This window comes from Sinobaca sp. H24 (assembly GCF_023845525.1).
In genome coordinates, this window is sequence record NZ_JALBWT010000009.1 from 120,230 (window position 1) to 142,065 (window position 21,836).

Consider the following 21,836-nt stretch of genomic DNA (forward strand, 5'->3'; position numbering starts at 1 on the left):
TACAGATTCGAAAATAAAAAAACAAACCTATATATGCAAAAAAAGAGCAGCCCGGGGAGGCTGCTCTCTTTTTGTTTTTGGTGGTGCTTAATCGGTTGTTTCTTCTTCGGTAGATTCTGGTGTGCTGTTGGAAGAAGCAGACCCTTCTTCTTCTGGTGTACTATTGGATTCTGCTCCAGCATCAGAGCTTGGCTCTTCTGTCGAAGTTCCGCCGCTGTTCTGCTCCGGCGTTTCTGTATTTTCTTCTTCCGTATTTCCGCTGTCCTGGCCTCCGGTGTCATCGGAAGGAGCTGTTTCCGTGCCACCGCCTTCAGCTGGTTCTTCTTCTGTCTGATTGTTATCTTCTTCGGTGGTTCCATCTGTTCCATCGGAAGATTCGTCATCTGCTGGTTCATCTTCCGGCGTCACTTCTTCTTCTTCGGTTGCTTCCTCTTCAGGAGCCGCTTCTTCTTCTGGTGCTTCTTCGGTTTCCTGAACTGGTTCTTCTACCGGAACTTCCTCCACCGGTGCATCATTGGTTTCACCGGCGTCATCACTGGAGCCTATGTCGGGCTCAGATGGCGGAGCGGTTAAGTCCTGATTGCTGCCTCTTACAATAAGCTCTGTTGTAATATCAGACGAAGAAGTGGAGCCTGTGGCACGTTCTCCTGTGCTTTTAACTAAATCCACTTCTTCAACGGAATCCGGCATTTCAAAATCAGGTGTATCTATACCGGCAGAGACATCATCCATCGTAAGCCTGAATATCTCTTTTGCGATCTCACGTTCTGATTCATTCATATAATTGGCACCGCGCTGCCCGCTGAATCCGGTCCAGACGGAGGCGGTATACCGGCTTGTATAGCCGGTGAACCATACATCCGGTACACCCCCATCAGGTATACCGTTCGCATCAAGTTCATCCTGGGTAAAGTTGGTCGTACCGGTTTTTCCCGCAAGAGGAAGGCCCGGTATGTTTGCTGCCTGTCCGGTTCCTGATGAATCGGAAACGACATCTTTTAACATGTCTGTCATCATGTAGGCCGTGTAATCACTCATTGCTTCAGTGGATTCGGGCTCCATTTCGATTTCACGACCATCTGGAAATTCAATTCGGGTAATGGCATGCGGTTCATTGTACGTACCGCCGTTACCGAAAGCCGCATAGGCTCCGGCCATATCAAGACTCGATACGCCGGGTTCAAACGAACCGAGGGCGGCAGATTCGTAGAATTCATCGAATTCAATACCAAGCCCTTCAGCAAATTCCTCTGCTTCCGGGAGACCCGTTTCCTGAAGAGCTTTAAGTGCTGGAATATTTAACGAGCGGGTGAGCGCTTCGCGCATGCTCACATCTCCAGCATAGTTTCTGGAAGCATTCCTTATAGGTGTTCCATCTGAATAAGAATGTTCTGCGTCAGTAAGCTGATGAAACGTAGACCACTGATTGTTTTCAATAGCCGGACCGTAATCGACAATAGGCTTAATGGTGGACCCGGCATCCGCGTTTGCCCCGGTTGCGTAATTGAAGCCGCGTGCAACATCAGCTCCCTGCCGATTGCCGACCATTGCTTTAATAGCTCCGGTTTCGGTATCTATAAGTGAATAGCCTACTTGAAATTCCTCACTATCCGGATAGTCTGCTATTTGTTCATTGGACTGAACGACTTCTTCACCATATTCCTGGGCATCACGGTCGAGCGTTGTGTATACTCTCATGCCGGCAGAATATAAATCGGCGGAAGTAATTCCTTCTATGTTTTCAAGTTCATTCTGCACATGACTGATAAAGGAATCATACACAGCGCCTTCCTCGGAAGGCGTATGATCAAGCTGGTCTTCCAATGGAACGTTTGAGGCCTGTTCTGCCTGCTCCGCTGTAATGAAATCCTGTTCTTCCATTAAGTGAATAATAAGATTCCGGCGCTCCAGCGAATTCTCCGGGTTTTGAAGAGGGTCATAGTAGCTGGGACGTCTCGGGATAGCCGCGAGTAATGCTGCATCCTCAATTTCAAGCTCGGATACTTCTTTATTAAAATAAATGCTGGATGCTTCGCCTATTCCATAGGCTCCCTGATTAAAATAAATGAGGTTCAAATACATCTCCAGAATTTGATCTTTACTGTACTGCTGTTCAAGCTGAACAGCCAGATACTGCTCCTGAACTTTTCTGGCAACCGTTTTATCAGGGGATAAGAAGGCGTTTTTAACAACCTGCTGGGTGATAGTACTGGCCCCTTCTGCACCAAATCCATCGGAAACGTTAGCCAGCAGGGCGCCGCCAAGCCGGCGGAAATCAATCCCGAAGTGATCATAAAAACGGGCATCCTCTACTGCGATAAAAGCGGATTTTGCATCATCGGGTACTTCATTAATATCGATAAGCGTACGGTTTTCCCCGGACTGCAGCCGCGTGATCTGCTCACCGTTCTGATCATATATTTCTGCCGCTTCCGAGAGGACAAGCTGTTCCGGATCAAGGTCCGGCGCACCGCTGATCATTGCAACAGCCGTTACGGCACCGATGGTCATTACGATAAGAACGGCAGCGATAAGAGCCATAAATAATTTCTTCCAAAGAGGGAGGCCTCTTTTTTTCTTAGAAGGTTTTTTTTCAGCATCCCTGCTTTTTGAAGATTTACGCCTATCCTGGCGGGAACGGTATTCATTACTCATGTAGTCATTCTTCCTTTCTTCAATCCTGCTTTAAAAGGTCAGCAGCCGTTAGTCGCCGATCCTTTTAAAAAGTTACATTTCTATGTGTAATGGGCGTCAATTATTTGTAAGTAATCGACTCTGGCCTGATAGCTTTGCGGAACGAGGTAACCTTTTTCTTCGAACGCTGCTTTAGGAATGGATTTTCGTACTTCCATGCTGCCGTACCATTCCAGAAAATGGCGGGCTTCAAAAAAATATACTTCTTCTAATAAAGTGAACCGGACGAGCAGAAACGCAATGCCCCCTGGTCAACGACACGTTTCATGTGCACAACCTGATGATCATGGATATTACGCATAGGAAAGGACGTCTTGTTTCTTGTTTCTTTTGCTTCAAAATCAATATAGCGGCCTTGATAAAGACCGTTATAATCGGTAGTGGAAGCCTGTTTGAAATATGCTTCCGTAATTTTGGCGGCGCTTCTGGAAGGATAATCAACGTTAACAATCTGTACAGGCGTCGGTTTTTTATGAATGACTGCTATATTCATCTCCAGATAATATTCATTGGTGGCGTTAATATCTTCTTCAAGCGACATACCCCGGTTTGCATAATCTTTGGCAGAAACAGGGACAGGTCTTTTTTTCTTATCATTGGAGAGCGGCGTATATTTTTTTCCATTCGGGTAACGGAATGCCATTAATGATTCGCTCCTTTCATTCTTTTACGAATGGCATGACATCTCTACTATAATAGCACAATCCGCACAGTGTGAGAATCAGAAGAATGCAGCGGGGGGTGGACAGAGGAATGAGCTTTCATGTTACGATTACATGGTAAAGAAAAAGGGGGATATCATGACAGATAAAGCAATTAATATAGGATTTGGAAACATGGTTATTTCTGATCGTATCGTATCTATTGTCAGTTCTGATTCAGCACCGACTAAACGAATGATACAGGAAGCAAGAGATAGAAAAATGCTGATCGACGTAACGAATGGCAGAAAAACAAGAAGTATTATTCTCTCGGACAGTGACCATGTCATGCTTTCTGCGATACAGCCGGAAACAGTAGCCCAGAGACTTCATGAAAACGAATAAGGAGGCTTTGGTATGAATAGATTAATAGATGTAACAGAAGAGCTTATTGAGCAGAATGAAGCGATGTTCCATTATTATGAAGAGCGGATGGAACATGCAAAAGACAGGGATTATTTTTTTGAAACGGTCAAACCTTTTGCTGATAAAGTGAAGGCGCTTGCCGATGAGTGGTTTTCCCTTGCTTCAGAATGGGTACTAAAAGAACAGCCGGTTTATCTTCATCAAAAGCAGCTGGAGGATACACATGAGAATATCACCATTGCCTCTGTCACATGTTTTCAGCCGGACACAAAAGAAAAAAGATTCAAAGAGATGAACCAATCTATCCATTATGTACTCCGGAGCCTGGAAAGTGCCTGGAAAGAGAAGGAAAGCAGGGGATAAAGATGAAGCATCTTATAACAGCAGATGACCTGGAACAAAAGCTCGGAACGGAAACGATCATAGCAGACTGCCGCTTTACACTTGGAAGCCCGGATAAAGGACGTCAGGAGTATGAAAAAGGACATATACCTGGAGCAGTATACGTACATCTGGAAGAAGATTTATCTGATATTACCGAAGAGCACGGAGGGCGTCATCCTCTTCCTGACATGGACAGTTTTGCTGTAAAGGCAGGGGAATGGGGCATTGATCTTACGACAGAGGTAGTTGTCTATGATGACCAGAACGGGGCAATGGCCTCTAGACTGTGGTGGATGCTTCGCTATCTCGGGCATGAAAAGGTATACGTGTTAAACAGCTCTTATTCTTCCTGGGAAAAAGAGGAGCGTCCGGTCGATACAACTACTCCAGAGCCGGAGAAGAAAATATTCACAACTGAATTAAAACCAAATATGCTCGTGCATATTGAAGAAGTAAAGGTTGCCCTGCATGATAATAAAACGAAGCTTATGGATGCAAGGGACTACGAGCGATATTCCGGTCAAAAGGATGAAGTAGACCCGCAGGCCGGCCATATTCCTGGTGCAGACCACTATTTTTGGGGCGATGTAATAAACAGCTCAAACACATGGAAAACACCCCAGCAGCTAAAAGAACATTTTCAGGAACTTGGCAAATATGAGCAGGTCATTTCTTACTGTGGATCCGGCGTGACAGCGGCGGTAAACGTCCTCGCAATGGAAGAAGCCGGATTTGATCACGTGAGGCTCTATGCAGGCAGCTGGAGCGATTGGTCATCTTATCCAGATCTTCCTATTGAAAAAAGCGAAAATGAATAGAATAAAGCCCGGTGCGGGTAGCATCGGGCTTTATTTATGAACTGGGAAGCTGTTTGCGGGGCAGCTGCCAGTTATAGTAAACGCTCAGCATACGGAGTGTAACAATGGCTGCTAGTATAATAACATAGCCAAAAAACTGGTCAACGAGTCCACTGCCTATTAATAAACCGGCAGGGATCGTCCAGGCTACATAAATATCACGGCTCAATACGAGCGGACGGCGTCCAGCCAGAAGGTCACGGATGATTCCGCCGCCGGCTCCAGTTAATGCGGCTGCAGCGATGGCAGCGCTCAGCGGCAGATTCATCTGGGCGGCAAATATTGCACCCTGAACAGCAAATGCGGCAAGGCCGACCGCATCAAACAGTACGCCCCATTTTGTCCAGTGACGAAACCAGATCTGAGGCAGAAAGAAAGCCACTGTCATTAGAAGAAAAGCAATAGTAAAAAGAAGTTCCTGGTCCCATAGAGCTGATACAGGAACCCCAATTAACAGATTACGCACCGCGCCGCCTCCAAAAGCCGTAACAAAACCTAATATATACACTCCGATAATATCGTATCGTTCCTCCATTGCTACAATCACGCCGCTTAAAGCGAAAGCAATTGTTCCAATAATATTTAATAACTCCCATGAAATCATCGTATCCGCCCTCTTCTGGTATCCCCTTAGTCCATAAAAAAGAGACCCGGCTGATAAGCCAAATCTCTGTATAATCAATAAAACAAAGTCTCATAATAATAAATGATTCAGCGTTTATTAGCAAGCCCTTCAAAAACGTCCGGAGCGGAAAATGGCAAACAGCAGCCAGATAAACATAAAGAAGGAGATAATAAATCCAATTTCGATTACGGGAAGCTGAACGAGTGGGGAGGAAGAGTCTCCAAATGTCGAGCCTACAATCAGTCCAACCATAATAATACTGAAAGCAAGCAGAATGACGCTGAAGGAAAGCCGGTTGCTGATACGGTCCATTTTATTAAGGATAATCTGTATTTCCGGAATATCCATATCAACCCCGATTTTACCTTTAGCGACTCTTTCAAGCGAGTCACGCATATGTTTAGGCATGTCCCACAGATATTCCGACTGTTTCTTTGCTTCATCCGCCGCTTCATCCATATACCGTTTAGGGTGGATTTTTTCTTTGAAAAGCCGTTTTCCGTGAGGCTCGGCAAGTTCCATAATGCTGAGGTCCGGGTCAAGCTCTTCTACAACGCTCTCAATCGTAATAACAGCTTTGGCGAGCATCACGTACTCTTTATGAATTTTGATTTCATAACGATGGGCGGTGGCAAATATATCATTAATGGCTTTGCCAATGCTCATTTCATGAAAGGACGTCTCATAGTATTTGGATAAAAGGTATTCAATATCTTCTGTAAATAACTCGGTATCCAGATCCTCGGGGAAATCTGCCATTTCATATATAGCCTTTGTGACTTCATCCGGTTTCTTTTTCGTCATTGCGATGACATAATTGACAAACTCCCAGCGCATCGACCGGCTTAACCGGGCAATTTGCCCAAAGTCAATATAGGCGGCCGTATCTTTTCCAGTGAAAATAATGTTGCCGGGATGAGGATCGCTGTGAAAAAAACCATTTATCATCATTTGATGAAGAAAAGAGTCAGCGAGCTGGCGTGCAAGTTTTTTCTTATCATAGTTTATCGGAGATTGTTCTAAATCATGCAGGCCTTCGCCATGTATAAATTCCATCGTGAGCACGCGGCGGCTGCAGTAGTCTTCGTAAATATGAGGAATATAAACAGAAGGGAATTCTTCCATGTTTTTAGCCATTTTTTGTGTATTACGGGCTTCAATGTAATAATCAGCTTCATCGCGTATGGCTTCAACATATTCCTCCACGATCGTATCAAGCCTGTAATATCTGGCCCATTGGAAGCGTTGGCACAACAGCTTGGCAAGGTCCCGGAGAACGTCAATGTCTTTTTCAATTATTTCTTTAATGTGGGGTCTGGATATTTTAACAGCTACTTCTTCCCCCGTATGTAAGACGGCATGATGCACTTGTCCGATAGAAGCGGCAGCCAGCGGTTCATCTGTAAAAGATTGAAAAATCTCATCTACCGGTGCATGAAGATCGTGTTCGATCATGCGTTTTCCAAGCTCTACTGAAAAAGGAGGAACTTCATCTTGAAGTTTCTCCAGTTCTTCTACAATGGAAGGGGGGAAGATATCTTTTCGCATGCTGACAAGCTGACCGAGTTTGATAAAAGTAGGACCGAGCTCTTCAATAACGAGACGAAGCCTCGTGCCGATCGACTGCGCATTGAAGTCATCGGATTCTGCGGACAGCCGCTTAGGAAGAGAAAGGATATGAAATAGTCCTACTTCACGAAGTATATAGCCGAAGCCATGTTTGGCCAGCGTCGTTGCAATCTGTCTATATCTGTTCGCATGCTTTATTCCTCTCGTAATGGCCATGTTTCCTGCTTCCTTTCCTCAGCTTGTATCACTCAGCCGGGTGATCCCATCCATTGTTTTTCGGCCTTTCGGCAAGTTTTTGTTCGATGTCATGAAGTTTTTCTTCAAGGCGCACAATATCTGATTCCGTAGCAAGACCCATATCTTTAAAAGACTGCTCGGTTTTATCTTTGCGTTTTTCGCTCCATCTATTTTCCTTTTCCCGGCCGCGCTGGATCAATTCCTCTTTCCATTCCTGCGCTTCTCTAGGAGTGATTTTTCCCTTATAAACCAGGTCATCTAAATAGTTCTGCACTTTCTCCCTGCTGTATGCTGCTGCTCCAAGACCTAGAAAAAACCCTCTTTTTAACATATCATTCATTATCGTCAGTCCTTCCGGTTTTGTTTATGTTTATATTCCCCTGTTTTCTTTATTTTAATCGGCAGGTGCAGTGAAATAGATTCTGGAAAAGAAAAAAGCTCCCCGAAACAGAATTAGTCCGTCCCAGCAGGAAGCTTTTCATTCCTTTTCAACCGTTATCGCGCACCATAAAAAAAATAAAAGCCAAAATGCTTACAATAGAAAAAACAGTTAATACGACAAGTAATAAAGGTTCTGCATCATTCCACGCGTTTACAGATGCGTGGGCTGTAGCAGGCCATACAGCTAGTACTGCGGCTGTTATTAATGCAGCCATCCACTTGTACATACGCTTACCCCCTGTAAAATGCTTAACTTATGTAAAACATAACATAAAACAGATCATCTATTATATAGTATAGTGAATTTTTTGTATTTAATCAATTAGGCACCGTATTTCCTCTCCAATTATTTTCAAAGGTTCCCAGATGTAGTACAATGTACAGCAGTTGAACACAGAAGACAGCAGGCTCACGATGAATAAATTGTGTGCAGGACAGCTTTGTGAGGCAGAAAGGATAATGACAGATGAGCAGAATTCATATAGAAGATATCATTATTGCGAACCAAACGCTGAAGGACGTTGTTAATCATACGCCTCTCCAGAAGAATCAAGTTTTGTCTGAACGCTATCAGGCTAATATTTACTTAAAAAGAGAAGATCAGCAGGTAGTACGTTCCTTTAAAATCAGAGGAGCTTATCACCTGATGCACAGTCTTTCTGAAGAAACGATGAAAAATGGGGTAGTCTGTGCAAGTGCGGGAAACCACGCACAGGGGGTTGCCTATTCCTGCAGTGCACTGAAAGTGAAGGGGCGCATCTTCATGCCAACCACTACCCCGCGTCAGAAGGTAGGGCAGGTCAAGCTGTTTGGGGGCAGTTATGTAGATGTTGTTTTAACGGGTGACACGTTTGATGATTCCTATAAAGAAGCGATGGCTTACTGTGATGAACACCAAATGGCTTTTATTCATCCATTTAATAATGAAAAGATTATCGCAGGACAGGGAACCGCCGGTCTGGAAATTATGAATGATATAGAGGAGCCGCTCGATTATCTTTTCTGCTCGATCGGCGGCGGCGGTCTTGCTTCCGGCGTGGGTACCTATATTAAATCGATTTCCCCGAGTACGAAGATCATCGGAACGGAGCCTGCCGGAGCAGCAGGAATGAAAGCATCCTTTGACAACGGCGGTGTGACCGAACTGCAGAAACTGGATAAATTTGTTGACGGTGCAGCGGTTAAGCGGGTTGGGGATATTACGTACGAGGTATGTAAAGAAATTCTCGATGAGATTAAGCTTGTGCCGGAGGGGAAAATCTGCACGACAATTCTGGAATTGTACAATGAAAATGCTATTGTTGCGGAACCGGCCGGAGCTATGCCTATTTCAGCACTTGATTTCTATAAAGAGGAAATCAAAGGAAAAACCGTCGTCTGCATTTTAAGCGGCGGAAACAATGATATTGGCAGAATGGAAGAAATGAGAGAGAAATCTCTGATTTATGAAGGGCTTCAGCATTATTTCATTGTTGTATTCCCTCAGCGTGCCGGCGCACTGCGTGAATTTTTGGATGAAGTGCTCGGACCCGATGATGATATTACACGATTCGAGTATAATAAAAAGAACAACAAAGCAAACGGACCAGCTCTTGTGGGGATTGAGTTAAAGAATCAGAAGGATTATAAACCTTTGATTGAACGAATTAATAAAAAAGGATTTTCCTATAAAGAGATTGATAAAGAAGAAAGCTTGTTTAACTTCTTGATTTAAAAGGAGGCGGAAAGCATGATTGTACAGGAATTCTCCTCTTATTATTTTTTAATAGAGCAGCATGAACATGCCAGGCTCAGCGCGGAAGCTGCGGCACGGATTAATAATCCGGATTGGAAAGAAGATAAAAGTGGGATTCGCTTTTGTATGCCATCCGTCAACATGATAATGCCTGGATACCCCTGGACCAGATCATTCTATCTTCCTCAGAGGGCCATCCATACTCTTTTTTGAATTATCCACTTGAAGACAAGCTGGATGCCTATAAAAAAGGGATTGAATCGACAGGTAAAGAAGATCTGTACAGCGGTATTCTTCTTAGTATGCACTACGCTTCTTTTCTAAAAAATGATACGTCTGCTGCAGGCGTATCATTTTTTGAAGGAGAGCAGAAGCGGCAGAAAGACTGGAAAAAAAGAATAAAGGATACAAGCCGACTGGAAAAACATTTAAACATTCTCCAGTTTTTTGATGATGCCTCATTATATGTCTGCATGAACAAAGCGGGCACCCCTAAATCGGAGGAAATAAGCTGGTTTCAGAATGGATTTAGGCATCGCTTTTCTTTTCTTGGAAAGAAAAAAATATATCCGCTCTGGCCGGACAGTTCGTCTGTACAGATAAAGCCCTTTCCTTTTTCGAATTCTTTTCGTTTTACGATAGAGGGGAGAAAACTTCCGAAAAATGTTTGGGAGCAGCGAAATAAATCGGTCCGGACAGCAGATCTGCAGATAATGACACAAGAAATTCGTTTCGTATAATAAAAAGTAGGGGAAATAAATAACAGCACAGTAACAGGAAGGAGCACGGAAAATGAGTTTAAATAACACACGAATTATTGCATTAGTAGAAGATGATTTTGAGGATCTGGAGCTTTGGGTACCTGTAATGAGACTTCGCGAAGAAGGCGCTGAAGTGGTACTTGCAGGAAAAGAGAAGGGGCACGTATACAAAGGAAAATACGGTGTTCCAGCAGAAGCGGAGGCTGCATTTGCAGATCTCGACGTTTCGGAGTTTGACGGAATACTTGTGCCGGGCGGATGGGCACCCGATAAACTACGCCGCTACGAAGAGGTTTTGAGCTTTGTAAAGCATATGCATGAAAACAAAAAAGTAATCGGACAGATCTGTCATGCGGGCTGGGTGCTAGCCAGTGCAGGAATTCTTCAAGGTGTTACGGTAACAAGTACACCTGGAATTAAAGATGACATGACGAACGCAGGAGCAGTCTGGAAAGACGAAGCAGTCGTTACAGACGGCCACATTGTATCAAGCCGCCGCCCGCCGGATCTACCTCAGTACGGCAAAGCATTAGTTGACGCCTTCCAAACCCTTTAAAGAAAAGAGGCAGAATCTATGAGCGAATTAAAAAGAGAACTGCAGGAATTTTCCAGAGCGGCTAACGAACTCAAAGCAGTCTGGAATAAAATGAGTGATCTTGACCGTAAAGAAAGCTTAAAAGAATATCCATTTGCAGAAGATTTTCCAAAAGTGGCCAATGATATAAAGAAATGGAACGATGCCGTCCACGAACTATAGAAAGAGGAGAAAATGGAGCAGATTAATCAAATAGAGCTCAATCAGCTGAAAGAAAAACCGTCCGGTGCAGTGTTTTATGCGTCTCCTTTCTGCAGGACGTGCCAAATTGCTGAACGTGTAATAGAACCAATGAAAAAATTATATAACGTTCCTTTTTATAAAGTGAATATTAATGAAATACCGCAGGAAGCGGTAACAGAAAAAATTCAGAGCGTGCCATGCCTGATTATTTTCAAACACGGAAAGCCTGTAAAGAAAATGCATACATTCGATAACCCGGCTTATGTGCTGGAGCAGCTTCACGGGCAGCTGCAGAGTATGCTGAAATAAGGAGTTATTACAAATGAACGCACCGGACTTTCAACTGCCGGACATACACAGTGAGACCATGCACGGAATTAATGAATGGAAAGGCAGACCACTGATTTTAACATTTTGGGCATCGTGGTGCCCGGATTCTATGAAGGACCTCCACTACAAGCATTTGTTTTATGAACAAATGGATAAAGATGTTATGGGGTTTTTAACGATTAACGTAACAGGGAGAGAAGGCAGAGAGGAAGATGCCGTCCGTTTTCTGGAAAAAGAGGGCTACAGCTTTCCTGTTTTAAAAGATAACGGCACAGAAGTATATGATGCCTATCAGTGCAAAGGAGTGCCGACTACTTTTCTGCTGGATGAGCACTTGGGAATTCAGAAAACCTACTCGGATAAAGCTTCCTTTCCGGAAATTATCCAGGGTATTCATCAGTTAATGGAACGGTAAACACAAAACAAGAGACCTTCCGCCAATGGCGCAGGTCTCTTGTTTTGTGTGTATAAGGGAATTACAGCTGCATGTAATAAGCTTTAAACATTATAGAAGCTTTTATTTAGGTTTTTTTCCTGTTTTGACGATATTTTTCATCTGGTCTTTATTCGGATAATCTCCCGCATCATACTGTTCGATAACGCGCGTGTGGTCGTAATCAACTCGTTTAATTTCCGCTTCCACCCGGCCATTTTCAATAGTAAGAAGGGCAAAAGAAGGACGGGGATCCCCATCAAACGGCAGCCCGATACTGCCTGTGTTGACAATGGTCTTGTTTCCTATTTTTCGGACAAAAGGCGTATGAATATGTCCGTAAATATAAATATCAGCTTCTTCAGCCGAAGCAAGTTTATCGAGCATTTCATCATCGTCTGCATCGGCAGGAACGACGTCAAAGGGGTTGGATGGAACAGCGTGGAATGCATGCATTGTAATACCATCTTCGAGTTCATCCAAAAAAGAAGCAGGAAGCTTCTCCAAATAAGAAAGATCATCTTCTGTAAGGCGTTCGAGCGCCCAGTCCCGTTCCTGATTCATTAACCCGAGTGCCTGGTCCGGAACCTCGCCTTTTTTAATGCCTCTTGTGATCCATTCGTCTGCATTGCCTTTTAATACTTTAGCTGGGGTGGAGCGTACGGTTTCGAGAACGTTTTTTGGTTCAGGACCTCTAAAGCTTAAATCTCCGATAATGTACATTTTGTCGATTTTCTGATCCGTAAGTTCCCGGAGAACGGCTTTTAACGCTCTCGCGTTTCCATGAATATCGGATAAAACGGCTACTTTCATTATAATGACCTCCTTGTGCTTGTCCCATTAACAGCTCTACAGCTGATTTCTTTACTAGTATACCCTATCCCTGCTTTTTCATACATGAGTCGCTGCACATTCCTTTTAAAACAAATCGTGGATATTGGCTGACGGAAACATGGGTATGTTACAATTTAAAAGAAAGAAAACCCGATACGACAGGAAAGGCAGGATGATAAAATGAGAATTACTTCGATAGAACCAACACCAAGTCCAAACACGATGAAGTTGACGCTCGATGAGTCTTTGGAGGCTGGAAAAAGCCACAACTTTACGTTAAAAAATAAAGAAGAGGCTCCGGAGGAGATCCGGAAGATTTTTACCATAGAGGGTATTAAAGGCGTTTACCACGTAGCCGATTTTATGGCTATTGAACGTCATCCGAAAGCAGACTGGAAAGAGCTGCTTCCCAAAGTCCGTAATTTATTCGGCGAAAAAGCAGAAGTATCTGCGGATGGAGGAGAAGAAGGATCAGAGGCATTTGGTGAAGTGATGATTCAAAAGCAGATGTTTAAAGGGATACCGATGCAGTTGAAGATTATGGCAGGAGAAGAAGAGAAGCGGCAGGGACTTCCCGAGCGCTTTCAGCAGGCTGCCTTCAAGGCGCAGAAAGAAGATGACAACATCGTTCTGCAAAGAAAATGGGAAGAGCATGGTATTCGCTACGGAAACGATCTGGATGCTATCGGCGAGGAAGTGTCAGAAGAGATTTCAGCTGTTTATAATCAGGAAAGACTGGACCTTCTTGTGAAAATGGCACTGTCCGAAGAGGAAAACAGCGAACAGTATGCCCGGCGCTTCAAAAAAGTAACACTCGATATGCTGGACGCTCCGGACTGGAAAGAGCGTTACGCAATGCTTGAGCAGATGGATCCGAAAGAAGAAGATATCCCGGTACTCGAAAAAGCGCTTCATGATGAAAAGCCATCTATCAGAAGACTGGCTGTTATGTACCTGGGTATGATAGAAGACCCGGTAATTCTGCCATACCTGACTACCGGATTAAACGACAAGTCAGTGACGGTCAGACGGACGGCAGGGGACTGTTTCTCCGATTTAGGTGATACAGGCGGGATTCCTGCAATGATCGAGGCACTGGAAGATAAGAATAAACTCGTGCGCTGGCGTGCAGCGATGTTTCTGTACGAAGTAGGAGATCACTCTGCTGTACCGGCTCTTCGGAAGACTGCAGAAGACAAGGAATTTGAAGTAGCACTGCAGGCGCAGATGGCCCTGGAGCGTATTGAAGGCGGCGAAGAAGCTAAAGGCTCTGTTTGGAAGCAGATGACCGAGCGGATGTCAGAAGGTAAATAATACAAGGGCAGGAGGCGGTTTCAATGACAAAAGACGAAGTAAAAAGCAAGCTGAAAGAAAAGCAGCTTCAGGAGGCACTGGAGCTTGTGGAAGATGCTGAAAAAGGGCATCTGGATGAACTGGAGCTGGTGCGCTCGCTCGGCCTGCTGGCTGATGAAGAACTAAACAGGGAAACGCTTGCTGTTCTTGAAAATGAGGGCGTCACGATTATTTATGTGGAAGAGGATGACGAATGAGCCTTCGTCCCCTTCCTTCCCAAAAAATATCCAAAAAAGCACTATCCGTATGGAGAATAAAAGGAGCAATCGAAGCGCTGGTGTACCTGGCGTTTCCGACTGCCCTGCTTATTTTTACGATCAGACAGGACTGGCCGGTATGGCTTGTAAGCGTAGTGTTTCCTGTAATCGCTGTCTTTGCCGTGTGGAAAGCATGGTTTTTCCCGGCTATGACCTGGAAGCGCTGGCGGTATGAAGTGCATGAAAAAGAGGTCGAACTGCGGCGCGGCGTAGTCATTACAAGACATACTCTCATTCCAATGTCGCGCATTCAGCATGTAGATACAGCGCAGGGACCGCTTTATAAAAAATACGGACTTTCCGCCCTGACCATCTCCACTGCAGCTGGCATTCATGAAATTCCGGCGCTCTCCGAAGAAGTAGGACAGGAGCTGCGGGATCATATTTCCCGGCTGGCCGAAGCAGAGGACAGTTTATACAGCAGGAAAGAAGCTGATACAGATGATGAATAGCTGGAAACGAATGCACGGAGCTGCAGTAGCCGTTCTTTTTGTATCACGAATTAAAGATTTTATTTTCCCGCTGATTTTAACGTTTTTCGCGGGAGGTACCGGCACTTTATTCGGCCAGCAGTGGATATTTCCAGCACTGCTGCTCATTTTATTTCTGCACAGCTTATTTTCCTGGCTGTTTTTCCGTTTTCGGCTGGAGGAAGAGGAGCTTCGTATTAAGCAAGGAATCTTTGTGAAAAAAAAGCGGTACATACAGCGAAAAAAAGTGCAGTCTGTTGATATATCAGCAGGAGTTATCCAACGCACGTTTGGTTTGGTAAAGATCAAAATCGAAACCGCCGGAGGCGGCACCGTTCCTGAGGTAAGTATTATTGCACTCACAAAAGAAGACGCAGAAGAAATCAGGGAGTCTCTTTTGTACGGATCGCAGGATTCCATAGATCCTGCAGAAGCTGAAGCGCTGGATACAGAGACAAAACAGGAAAAAAACGTGAAGAAATAACGTATCAAAAAAAAATACCGACCCGTTATATTCTTCTTGCGGGCGTAACTTCGGGAAAAGTCGGACTGTTTTTTTCAGCAGCGGCCGCTATTTTTTCTCAGTTTGATCAATTTATTCCCGAATCCTTTTACGAGAGCACAGTTGGTTATATTCTGGATTTAAGCTTATGGTTTCTTGTTTTATTTTTATTTTTAATAGCCATTATTGCCTGGGCCGGGTCTACAATTGTGACCATGCTGCAGTACGGCCAGTTTGAAATAACGCTCGTTAACAAAGAAATGATTATTAAGCGTGGGCTGCTTGAGAAAAAACAGCTTACCCTTCGTCCTGAGCGGATTACAAGCGTACGTTATACGTGTAATCCTCTGCAGCAGATGCTCGGACTTTGGAGAATTTATATAGACAGCGCCGGAGGAGGATCGGAAAAAGAATCATTTTCCACAGTGCTGCTTCCGCTCGGACCTCGGCACGCTGCAGAAGAAATAATCCACCACGTCCGGCCGGACCTGCAGATGGAGCCGAAGCTTTCCCGTGTGCCAAAACGGGCGGCAAGACGCTATATGTTCAGAGCCTCCTGGATAGCGTGGCTGCTGGCGGCGGCTGCAGCTATCTGGGTGCCTTATGGCTATATTCTTATTGCGCTGCCGCTTCTCTTAAGCTGGCTGGGGTGGAATCAGTACCGGGCGGCAGGCCTGTTTGAAAACAGCAGCAAACTGGTGCTGCAGAGCCGCCTTGTCAGCAAACAGCATGCGGTTCTTCCAAAGACCGCCATTCAGTCCTATACGAAACAGCATCATTACTTCCAGGAAAGAAATCACTTATGCTCCATTACGGTTGATATTTTATCATCAAGCGGCGGCAGGGAATTTCATCTCCGCGACACGGAAGAGAAAAAAGGAGAAGAACTTCTCGAGTGGTTTTCAGAAGCCTCAAAAGCAAAAGAAGTGCCTGCAGAGTAACTGCCGGCACTTCTTTTTATTAAAAAATATTATTGATCGGTTTTTTCATTTTTAGTATAAGCGTTGTTTGTGTACATATAAATTTTGCGTTCTCCGTTATCTGCGGTGCATTCAAACCGGTCATACACGTAATCCGTTTCTTTATTATGAATATGGCGTACGTAGTGATGCTGAATGATGACTGTCAGGCCGTTGCGCTGATAGGAAATAAAGTTGACGCCTTTTAGTGTTGCTTCCGGACTGCTTTGCAGCAGCTCATACAAAAGACGGTTATGGCATTCCAGCAGATCACTGTCTGTCAGTGAAAAATGGACAAGCGCCTGTTTTAAGCCCTGACGGGATGTTTTATCCAGCTCATTCAAAAGAATCGTATAAGGTTCAAACTGCTCCGGATGGATCCGCACCCAATCATGATTGCGAAGCGTTAAAACATCACCGGATTCGTTGGCAAATCGAAAACCTTTAATATGGTTAACATTGATCCATCCTTGCTGCGGATCGGCTGCCTCGAGCTGAAAAGGGCAGTTTGCCAGCTCCAGCACATCCCCCATTTTAGGTTCAGTTAAATAAATAACGTCTTTCGATTTTTCTATCTTATAATAAATGTAGTGGACGTCGTCGACAGGAGGATGAAGAGAGGCATCTTTCGGAGACAGCTGCCGAAGTATATCATTGTACTGTTTCATCTCCAGGGAGTTCTGTCTGCTTCGCTCCGTAATCTGCGCTTTTTTATCTTCAATCGCTTCGGATAATGTAACAGAAAAAGAAACATGCTGTCGGTCAGGGGAAACCGGAAAAATCTTCTGTCCGTTAACCTGCATATTTTTGCCGGGTTTATCCAGCAGGGTATCAATTTTTGAGAAAACAGGCAGCGTAAAAATACCGGTTATCGTTACCTCTCCATTCCATACCTGCTGAGGGGGTGTTACGATCGAATGTAATGTAGCAAAAAATGTCCCTTCGTTCCCAAGGTCAATCAAAACGGTCCGGCCCTGTTGTTGCTTTGCATCTGCTCGATTCACAAAAAAACCTCCAATTGCATATATATAACTATTTATCGTTCGTGGAAATGTAACCATTATAAGCAATTTCGGCTGCTTTTCGCAAGAATTAGTTATTTTGCTGTTTCTTTTTAACGTAATCAAGTAGTCCCATCGCACAGACGTGCATGTCCAGCTGCAGGAGAAATGCTAAAGGATCATCATCTTCCAGCAGGGGCAGCTCATAATAGTCAAGGACCTCCCGGTACAAATCATTCTTTAGACCTTCTACGCTATTTGCGTCCGCGGCGAATTTCTCTGCCCGCTCAATAAAAAGAGGCAGCCAATACCGGAGCTGTGTGCTGAGGGCTGTCATATTTTCACTCTTTCCAAAATGCCCGAAATATATGGCGGCAGGCTGTAAAGAAAGAAGATAGTTCAGAGAAGCAAGCATTTGTTCCGGGTCAAACTGATTTGGAGAAGTAGTAGGAAGAAATATCTGTCTATTATGAGGTATGGCGTCAACATACTGAATGCCAATCGTATCACCCGTGAAAATCCCATTCGATAAGCTGTCATGTATACTAATGTGATGAGCAGCATGTCCCGGCGTATGATGAAAAGTCAGCATTCGTTCAGCAGATAAAGGAAGCGTTTCTTCATGTGCCACAGAAGTAATACGGGCTGCCGGTATCGGAAGAACCGGGTCAAAAAGCCGGTCAAAATCGGCACCGTACACCGACCGGGCCCCTTTTATGAGCCTTGATGGCTCTTCTAAATGCCGTGCGCCTTTTGGATGCACGATAATTTCGGCGTTTGGGCATTCCTGAATAAGGAGGCCGGCACCTCCGGCGTGATCAAGATGAATGTGTGTGACGATAATGTAGCGGATGTCTTTAAAAGAATATCCGATTTCCTGAAGGTTTTCTTTTAGACGGGGAATAGAAGAACTTGGTCCTGTTTCAATTACCGCAAGGCTGTCCCCCGGTAAAATGTAGGTGCCCGTGCGTCCAGGTACCGATAAATCCATCCCATCCGAAATCCATAAGTCGCTTTCCAGTTTTGTAATTCTTTTTGATTGAACCATTATGTCACTCCTTTTATGTAAGGGTTTACAAAAAAGATAAAACCAAAAATCGGCGGCAGGCTACCGCTGATCTTTTGGAGGATATCGTTTTTCGTGAAGCTTGAATAAATAATCAACGCGCTCTGCCTTTAAAGCGTCTACTTTATGATGAAGTTCCTCAAGCGTAGAACGCATCTGCCGCAGAGTCAAGGTGAGCTCTTCCTGGCGGGTGAGCTGACTATCGGGAGAAAGAAGCCGATAAGCTTCCAGCAGGGAAGGAATGTCTTTTTGAAGCATTCGTTTAACCGTATATCTTTCCTCCAGATCGAGAAGCTCATAGTGCTTTGTGATTTCACGGGCCTCCTGGACAATTTCCATAAGGCAGCGTTCTGAAGCGCGTGATAATCCGGAGCGGGCCAGTTTAATATGGCTTTCCGTTTTATAAATAAATTGGAAAGGCTCTTCAGAGGAATCCACAAAGTGTTTATCTTCTGTAGTAAGAGCAGACGAAGAGGCCGGTTCAGCTGTTGGAATTCTGCCGAGCAGCTGGTCATCGAGCTGTTCGAGTTTATAAAATACCCCTTGAAAAAAGCGGGATTTACGAATGCTTCGTAAATACGTTTCCCCGTTTTTGCGGTATTGAATATAAGCTTCTTTAAAACGATTTTGTTTGGAGCCTGGATTATAGGCTTTTCGGACGTATTCAATCGTGACTCGCTTTTTAATAGCTGCTTCTGATTTATATGTTTCATAACTCAGCAGCCGCATTCGTTTCTGGTTCACACGGAGCCGGAAGTAAAATGTTTTTCCGGATTTTTTAAAAGTCTGTGTTGTTTTTACCTGTTTGCCAAATTCAATAAGCCGGTCAAGCGCGGCCTCTATATCCTGGATCATGACAAGTCCGTGTGCATCGGAAAATATTTGGTCTTCTACTTGTCGACGGTGGTCTGGAACAAAACGGTCCACCCATGGATGAGCCATCCAATTCTTCGCCATGTCTACCACCTCTTTACTTTCACTTAATCGAGCAGTTTTGTTTTCATCTGTTTATTTAACTCATCCAACTCAGAAATAAACTGTTTTCCAGAATGTACAATGCGCTCGTTGGACTGTTCGGTTAATTCAATTGCCTCCTGGACATCAGAATAGGCTTTCCGGAACGTTTCCATTGCGACAGCAGGCTCTTCAAGCGTGCGCAGTGTATCTTCCGTATTGGACTTGAGCATTTGAGCATTTGTTAAGATCATATTCTCCGTTGCTTCGTTTACGCTGTTAACAGCATTAATAACGTTTCGTTGGTTGCCGAGTGCCAGCTGGATGGACGCTGTTACCGTAATAATATTTTTGGTCATTGTGATCGCGTTAAATACGGCTTCTTCCAGCTTTTCGTTATTTTCTTTAATAAGATCGACGCTTGCCAGGGATTGTTGAAGCACCATCACAGACTGGGTCATATTTTTAACACGGGAAATCACTTTCACCTGGCCTTTTTGAAGTTCGGCCGGGTTATCTTTCCATTCCTCTGTTGTCATTTCCTGTTCAAGCATGTCATTTAGCTGGCGGCCTGTTTCAATCTGCTGTTCCAGGTCGGTTATTCGCTCACGAGCTGTTATTTTCAGCTGATCAAGCATCAGATTATCTTCCTGCAGCTTATCGCGTCCTATGAGAAGGGCCTCCACGATGTTTTCCACCTGGGCTTCCACCGTTTCGTACTTTTTGGAATACTGCTCAATTGGATTTCTGCGGAGAAGCTTGTTCCAGGTCTTCTGCAGTTTCGTTTCATTCAAGTAATCAGGCTCCAGCTCGCTGACCATTCCTTTAAGCTCATACAACCTGTCGGGAAGATCATTCCCCTCTTGATTCATCATTTCTTTTACAGGCCGTTTTAAAGAGTCAAGAGAGTCTCCGGCGCTTTTCTGTTCAGACTGTCCCAGTCCGCCAAGAGAGGCGAGAAGGGCATCTGTATCTTTAGATTCACGAAAACGCTGTATAAACTTTTCCGCTTCTTTAGAAGTGTTTTTTTCTTTATTATCGTTTAGATGTTCATTCGTATCCATTGTGTATCCTCCTTTGGAATCGTGCGAAAGCATACTTATCTATATTGAAAATATTATATCATTTTGCCGGAAACTGTGTGCAAATGACTTCCTATTTTACTCATTATTAGATACGATTAACCTCATCGCTCGTTTCAATGGATAGACCAGCAGAAGCAGATATAAGGCGATTTGTTATAAAAAAGGAGCGTTTAACGTGTTTTCCTATTATTTTACCCTTGAAGAAGCAAATAAAACACTGGAAGATCTTGCTGAAGAAATGCATGTTCTGCAGGAGCTGCAGCTGAAATACCGTGAACTTCTGGCCGTACGTCTTCACCGCAAGCAGGAAGGCTTTGACGGCAGTAATACAAAAGAAGAAAAGCTGTTTATGCTCGAAGCAAGAATTGACTTTTGGGAATTTCAATCCCGTCAGCTTATAAAACAGCTGGAAAGTAAAAGCATTTTCGTGAAAAGTATTGATCAGGGACTGGTTGATTTTCCTGCTAAAATAGACGGCAGCCCCGTTCTTTTATGCTGGAAGCAGGGAGAGTCGGAAATTCTTCATTATCATGGCGTTTTTGAAACGTACAAAAAAAGAAAAAAGGTAAACTATATAGATGAATAAATAGGGGAGACGTACATGTGTTTACTAACAATGAGCTATAACATGAGGTCAGATTATCCGCTGATCATTGCTGCAAACCGAGATGAATTTTTTGAAAGACCGACAGAGCCGCTTCATGAATGGACGGATTCCCCCATTATCGCCGGGAAGGATTTAAAGCTCGGAGGAACCTGGATGGGAGTGACAAAAGCAGGGCGCTTTGCTCTCGTTACGAACGTAAGAAATCCACTGGAGGAGCCGGGGGACCTGTCGAGGGGGTTTATTGTAAAAGAGTCTTTGGAAGCGGAAAATCTGGAAGATTATTTAGAAACCCTCCATACAAACAGATTCCGTTATTCCGGTTATAATCTGCTTACGGGCAGTATTAAAGAAGTGTATTATCACTCCAACCAAAATGATCAAGCACCTGTAAGACTAAAAAAAGGGTTCTATGGACTAAGCAACGCAGCGCTTGACACCCCGTGGCCTAAAGTAGAGGAGTTAAAATCAGGAGTAAAAAAAGCCGCCGCTCGTGAGAAGATCAGCAGGGAAGAATTGTTCCTCCTGTCTTTCCAGTAAACGGAAATATGAAGAAAAGAAGCTGCCGAATACAGGAGTAGGAAAAGACTTGGAAAAGGACCTGTCTCCGGTTTTTATTAAGATGGAAGAATACGGTACAAGATCTCAAACTATTTTGTTAATGAACAACAAAGGAGAAGTTGAGATTACAGAACGACTTATAAATGAAGATGGGAAAAGCTGACAGAGACCGGTCGGTTGCCTTTACTGCAGAAGAGCATACCCATCAGGAATAATTGTATAAATATGTAATGGTGTTTATCACTATACATTCATCGAATAAATAAAAAATTCTGTCAA

The 21,836-nt window shown here is 44.1% G+C and carries 26 protein-coding genes and 2 pseudogenes; 17 read left to right on the top strand and 11 right to left on the bottom strand.

The genetic code is table 11. The annotated features are described in order from the left end of the window. Positions 1-87: 87 nt before the first annotated feature. Both MMY81_RS13890 and recU read right to left on the bottom strand, forming a co-directional pair. Entirely contained in the window at positions 88-2,655 is a 2,568-nt protein-coding gene (locus MMY81_RS13890; RefSeq protein WP_252313380.1) for a transglycosylase domain-containing protein, read from the bottom strand. An 80-nt stretch (positions 2,656-2,735) separates the two neighbouring features. Beyond that, positions 2,736-3,337: pseudogene (gene recU, locus MMY81_RS13895) on the bottom strand (Holliday junction resolvase RecU). Between the two features lie 157 nt (positions 3,338-3,494). Between recU and MMY81_RS13900 the strand changes: the two are divergent. From MMY81_RS13900 to MMY81_RS13910, 3 genes are read left to right on the top strand one after another with little or no spacing between them, the layout of a single operon-like run. Further along, positions 3,495-3,740 carry a DUF370 domain-containing protein gene (locus MMY81_RS13900; RefSeq protein WP_252313381.1) on the top strand — a complete coding sequence of 82 codons (246 nt, stop codon included), beginning with the start codon at positions 3,495-3,497 and terminating at the stop codon, positions 3,738-3,740. 12 nt (positions 3,741-3,752) lie between these two features. Further along, positions 3,753-4,124, top strand: coding sequence for a YppE family protein (locus tag MMY81_RS13905; protein WP_252313382.1), 372 nt, complete (start codon positions 3,753-3,755; stop codon positions 4,122-4,124). A 2-nt stretch (positions 4,125-4,126) separates the two neighbouring features. Beyond that, positions 4,127-4,963, top strand: coding sequence for a sulfurtransferase (locus MMY81_RS13910; protein WP_252313383.1), 837 nt, complete (start codon positions 4,127-4,129; stop codon positions 4,961-4,963). Positions 4,964-4,997: 34 nt separating this feature from the next. Here the strand turns inward: MMY81_RS13910 and MMY81_RS13915 are convergent, their stop codons facing one another. From MMY81_RS13915 to MMY81_RS13930, 4 genes are all read right to left on the bottom strand, one after another. Continuing rightward, positions 4,998-5,603: a trimeric intracellular cation channel family protein gene (locus MMY81_RS13915; RefSeq protein ID WP_252313427.1), complete on the bottom strand. Its 606-nt coding sequence runs from the start codon at positions 5,601-5,603 to the stop codon at positions 4,998-5,000. A gap of 132 nt (positions 5,604-5,735) precedes the next feature. Further along, positions 5,736-7,412 carry an ABC1 kinase family protein gene (locus tag MMY81_RS13920; RefSeq protein ID WP_252313384.1) on the bottom strand — a complete coding sequence of 559 codons (1,677 nt, stop codon included), beginning with the start codon at positions 7,410-7,412 and terminating at the stop codon, positions 5,736-5,738. Positions 7,413-7,440: 28 nt separating this feature from the next. Continuing rightward, complete coding sequence (locus MMY81_RS13925) at positions 7,441-7,773, bottom strand: phasin family protein (protein WP_252313385.1); 333 nt, start codon at positions 7,771-7,773, stop codon at positions 7,441-7,443. 148 nt (positions 7,774-7,921) lie between these two features. Then, the gene (locus MMY81_RS13930; RefSeq protein ID WP_252313386.1) at positions 7,922-8,101 is read right to left on the bottom strand and encodes a hypothetical protein; all 180 of its coding nucleotides are present in this window, start codon (positions 8,099-8,101) and stop codon (positions 7,922-7,924) included. A gap of 239 nt (positions 8,102-8,340) precedes the next feature. Between MMY81_RS13930 and ilvA the strand changes: the two genes are divergently transcribed. The 7 genes from ilvA to MMY81_RS13965 are packed head-to-tail and all read left to right on the top strand — an operon-like array spanning position 8,341 to position 11,893. Then, positions 8,341-9,588, top strand: a complete 1,248-nt coding sequence (ilvA, locus tag MMY81_RS13935) for a threonine ammonia-lyase IlvA (protein WP_252313387.1) — start codon at positions 8,341-8,343, stop codon at positions 9,586-9,588. 15 nt (positions 9,589-9,603) lie between these two features. After that, complete coding sequence (locus MMY81_RS13940) at positions 9,604-9,822, top strand: DUF3891 family protein (RefSeq protein ID WP_252313430.1); 219 nt, start codon at positions 9,604-9,606, stop codon at positions 9,820-9,822. Further along, positions 9,732-10,349 carry a DUF3891 family protein gene (locus MMY81_RS13945; RefSeq protein ID WP_252313388.1) on the top strand — a complete coding sequence of 206 codons (618 nt, stop codon included), beginning with the start codon at positions 9,732-9,734 and terminating at the stop codon, positions 10,347-10,349. Before MMY81_RS13940 ends, MMY81_RS13945 begins: the two co-directional genes overlap by 91 nt. A 52-nt stretch (positions 10,350-10,401) precedes the next feature. Then, entirely contained in the window at positions 10,402-10,926 is a 525-nt protein-coding gene (locus tag MMY81_RS13950) for a type 1 glutamine amidotransferase domain-containing protein (RefSeq protein ID WP_252313389.1), read from the top strand. An 18-nt stretch (positions 10,927-10,944) separates the two neighbouring features. After that, positions 10,945-11,127, top strand: a complete 183-nt coding sequence (locus MMY81_RS13955; RefSeq protein ID WP_252313390.1) for a hypothetical protein — start codon at positions 10,945-10,947, stop codon at positions 11,125-11,127. A 12-nt stretch (positions 11,128-11,139) separates the two neighbouring features. Continuing rightward, a complete protein-coding gene (locus tag MMY81_RS13960; RefSeq protein ID WP_252313391.1) occupies positions 11,140-11,457 on the top strand; it encodes a thioredoxin family protein in 318 nt (105 codons plus the stop codon). Positions 11,458-11,470: 13 nt separating this feature from the next. Then, complete coding sequence (locus MMY81_RS13965; protein ID WP_252313392.1) at positions 11,471-11,893, top strand: TlpA disulfide reductase family protein; 423 nt, start codon at positions 11,471-11,473, stop codon at positions 11,891-11,893. A gap of 102 nt (positions 11,894-11,995) precedes the next feature. Here the strand turns inward: MMY81_RS13965 and MMY81_RS13970 are convergent, their stop codons facing one another. Beyond that, positions 11,996-12,724 (bottom strand): metallophosphoesterase family protein, encoded by a 729-nt coding sequence (locus MMY81_RS13970; RefSeq protein WP_252313393.1) that lies wholly within the window; start codon positions 12,722-12,724, stop codon positions 11,996-11,998. Positions 12,725-12,925: 201 nt separating this feature from the next. Here MMY81_RS13970 and MMY81_RS13975 point away from each other — a divergent pair, with 201 nt between their 5' ends. The 5 genes from MMY81_RS13975 to MMY81_RS13995 all read left to right on the top strand — a co-directional run bounded on the left by MMY81_RS13975 (position 12,926) and on the right by MMY81_RS13995 (position 16,268). Continuing rightward, positions 12,926-14,059, top strand: a complete 1,134-nt coding sequence (locus tag MMY81_RS13975; RefSeq protein ID WP_252313394.1) for a conserved virulence factor C family protein — start codon at positions 12,926-12,928, stop codon at positions 14,057-14,059. A gap of 23 nt (positions 14,060-14,082) precedes the next feature. Beyond that, the gene (locus MMY81_RS13980; protein ID WP_252313395.1) at positions 14,083-14,295 is read left to right on the top strand and encodes a hypothetical protein; all 213 of its coding nucleotides are present in this window, start codon (positions 14,083-14,085) and stop codon (positions 14,293-14,295) included. Then, positions 14,292-14,807, top strand: coding sequence for a PH domain-containing protein (locus tag MMY81_RS13985; protein ID WP_252313396.1), 516 nt, complete (start codon positions 14,292-14,294; stop codon positions 14,805-14,807). Before MMY81_RS13980 ends, MMY81_RS13985 begins: the two co-directional genes overlap by 4 nt. After that, a complete protein-coding gene (locus MMY81_RS13990; protein WP_252313397.1) occupies positions 14,797-15,309 on the top strand; it encodes a PH domain-containing protein in 513 nt (170 codons plus the stop codon). The genes MMY81_RS13985 and MMY81_RS13990 overlap by 11 nt, the downstream gene beginning before the upstream one ends. A 233-nt stretch (positions 15,310-15,542) precedes the next feature. Then, positions 15,543-16,268 (top strand): PH domain-containing protein, encoded by a 726-nt coding sequence (locus MMY81_RS13995; RefSeq protein ID WP_252313428.1) that lies wholly within the window; start codon positions 15,543-15,545, stop codon positions 16,266-16,268. Between the two features lie 29 nt (positions 16,269-16,297). Here MMY81_RS13995 and MMY81_RS33080 read toward each other — a convergent pair whose 3' ends face one another. The 4 genes from MMY81_RS33080 to MMY81_RS14015 form a co-directional block, all read right to left on the bottom strand. Then, on the bottom strand, positions 16,298-17,290 hold the full coding sequence (locus MMY81_RS33080) for a DUF2777 family protein (RefSeq protein WP_252313398.1): 993 nt from the start codon (positions 17,288-17,290) through the stop codon (positions 16,298-16,300). Positions 17,291-17,378: 88 nt separating this feature from the next. Next, positions 17,379-18,335, bottom strand: coding sequence for an MBL fold metallo-hydrolase (locus tag MMY81_RS14005; RefSeq protein ID WP_252313399.1), 957 nt, complete (start codon positions 18,333-18,335; stop codon positions 17,379-17,381). Positions 18,336-18,395: 60 nt separating this feature from the next. Beyond that, complete coding sequence (locus MMY81_RS14010) at positions 18,396-19,310, bottom strand: hypothetical protein (RefSeq protein WP_252313400.1); 915 nt, start codon at positions 19,308-19,310, stop codon at positions 18,396-18,398. 23 nt (positions 19,311-19,333) lie between these two features. Next, positions 19,334-20,371 carry a toxic anion resistance protein gene (locus tag MMY81_RS14015; RefSeq protein WP_252313401.1) on the bottom strand — a complete coding sequence of 346 codons (1,038 nt, stop codon included), beginning with the start codon at positions 20,369-20,371 and terminating at the stop codon, positions 19,334-19,336. A 196-nt stretch (positions 20,372-20,567) separates the two neighbouring features. On the opposite strand from MMY81_RS14015, the gene MMY81_RS14020 reads away from it, so the two are divergent. Together MMY81_RS14020 and MMY81_RS14025 are read left to right on the top strand one after the other, a co-directional pair. Further along, complete coding sequence (locus MMY81_RS14020) at positions 20,568-20,978, top strand: DUF2203 domain-containing protein (protein ID WP_252313402.1); 411 nt, start codon at positions 20,568-20,570, stop codon at positions 20,976-20,978. Between the two features lie 42 nt (positions 20,979-21,020). Then, a pseudogene (locus MMY81_RS14025) lies at positions 21,021-21,720 on the top strand (NRDE family protein). Positions 21,721-21,836: the final 116 nt, after the last annotated feature.

Excerpts from the sequence above, each read along its gene's own strand:
- MMY81_RS13985 (WP_252313396.1), top strand. The coding sequence starts at position 14,292 with ATGAGCCTTCGTCCCCTTCCTTCCCAAAAAATATCCAAAAAAGCACTA.
- MMY81_RS13995 (WP_252313428.1), top strand. The coding sequence starts at position 15,543 with ATGCTGCAGTACGGCCAGTTTGAAATAACGCTCGTTAACAAAGAAATG.
- MMY81_RS13970 (WP_252313393.1), bottom strand. The coding sequence starts at position 12,724 with ATGAAAGTAGCCGTTTTATCCGATATTCATGGAAACGCGAGAGCGTTA.
- MMY81_RS13905 (WP_252313382.1), top strand. The coding sequence starts at position 3,753 with ATGAATAGATTAATAGATGTAACAGAAGAGCTTATTGAGCAGAATGAA.
- MMY81_RS13890 (WP_252313380.1), bottom strand. The coding sequence starts at position 2,655 with ATGAGTAATGAATACCGTTCCCGCCAGGATAGGCGTAAATCTTCAAAA.
- MMY81_RS13950 (WP_252313389.1), top strand. The coding sequence starts at position 10,402 with ATGAGTTTAAATAACACACGAATTATTGCATTAGTAGAAGATGATTTT.
- MMY81_RS13925 (WP_252313385.1), bottom strand. The coding sequence starts at position 7,773 with ATGAATGATATGTTAAAAAGAGGGTTTTTTCTAGGTCTTGGAGCAGCA.
- MMY81_RS13920 (WP_252313384.1), bottom strand. The coding sequence starts at position 7,412 with ATGGCCATTACGAGAGGAATAAAGCATGCGAACAGATATAGACAGATT.
- MMY81_RS13990 (WP_252313397.1), top strand. The coding sequence starts at position 14,797 with ATGATGAATAGCTGGAAACGAATGCACGGAGCTGCAGTAGCCGTTCTT.
- MMY81_RS13955 (WP_252313390.1), top strand. The coding sequence starts at position 10,945 with ATGAGCGAATTAAAAAGAGAACTGCAGGAATTTTCCAGAGCGGCTAAC.
- MMY81_RS14015 (WP_252313401.1), bottom strand. The coding sequence starts at position 20,371 with ATGGATACGAATGAACATCTAAACGATAATAAAGAAAAAAACACTTCT.
- MMY81_RS13965 (WP_252313392.1), top strand. The coding sequence starts at position 11,471 with ATGAACGCACCGGACTTTCAACTGCCGGACATACACAGTGAGACCATG.
- MMY81_RS13960 (WP_252313391.1), top strand. The coding sequence starts at position 11,140 with ATGGAGCAGATTAATCAAATAGAGCTCAATCAGCTGAAAGAAAAACCG.
- MMY81_RS13930 (WP_252313386.1), bottom strand. The coding sequence starts at position 8,101 with ATGTACAAGTGGATGGCTGCATTAATAACAGCCGCAGTACTAGCTGTA.
- MMY81_RS13910 (WP_252313383.1), top strand. The coding sequence starts at position 4,127 with ATGAAGCATCTTATAACAGCAGATGACCTGGAACAAAAGCTCGGAACG.
- MMY81_RS13940 (WP_252313430.1), top strand. The coding sequence starts at position 9,604 with ATGATTGTACAGGAATTCTCCTCTTATTATTTTTTAATAGAGCAGCAT.
- MMY81_RS14010 (WP_252313400.1), bottom strand. The coding sequence starts at position 19,310 with ATGGCGAAGAATTGGATGGCTCATCCATGGGTGGACCGTTTTGTTCCA.
- MMY81_RS13980 (WP_252313395.1), top strand. The coding sequence starts at position 14,083 with ATGACAAAAGACGAAGTAAAAAGCAAGCTGAAAGAAAAGCAGCTTCAG.
- ilvA (WP_252313387.1), top strand. The coding sequence starts at position 8,341 with ATGAGCAGAATTCATATAGAAGATATCATTATTGCGAACCAAACGCTG.
- MMY81_RS14005 (WP_252313399.1), bottom strand. The coding sequence starts at position 18,335 with ATGGTTCAATCAAAAAGAATTACAAAACTGGAAAGCGACTTATGGATT.
- MMY81_RS13900 (WP_252313381.1), top strand. The coding sequence starts at position 3,495 with ATGACAGATAAAGCAATTAATATAGGATTTGGAAACATGGTTATTTCT.
- MMY81_RS13975 (WP_252313394.1), top strand. The coding sequence starts at position 12,926 with ATGAGAATTACTTCGATAGAACCAACACCAAGTCCAAACACGATGAAG.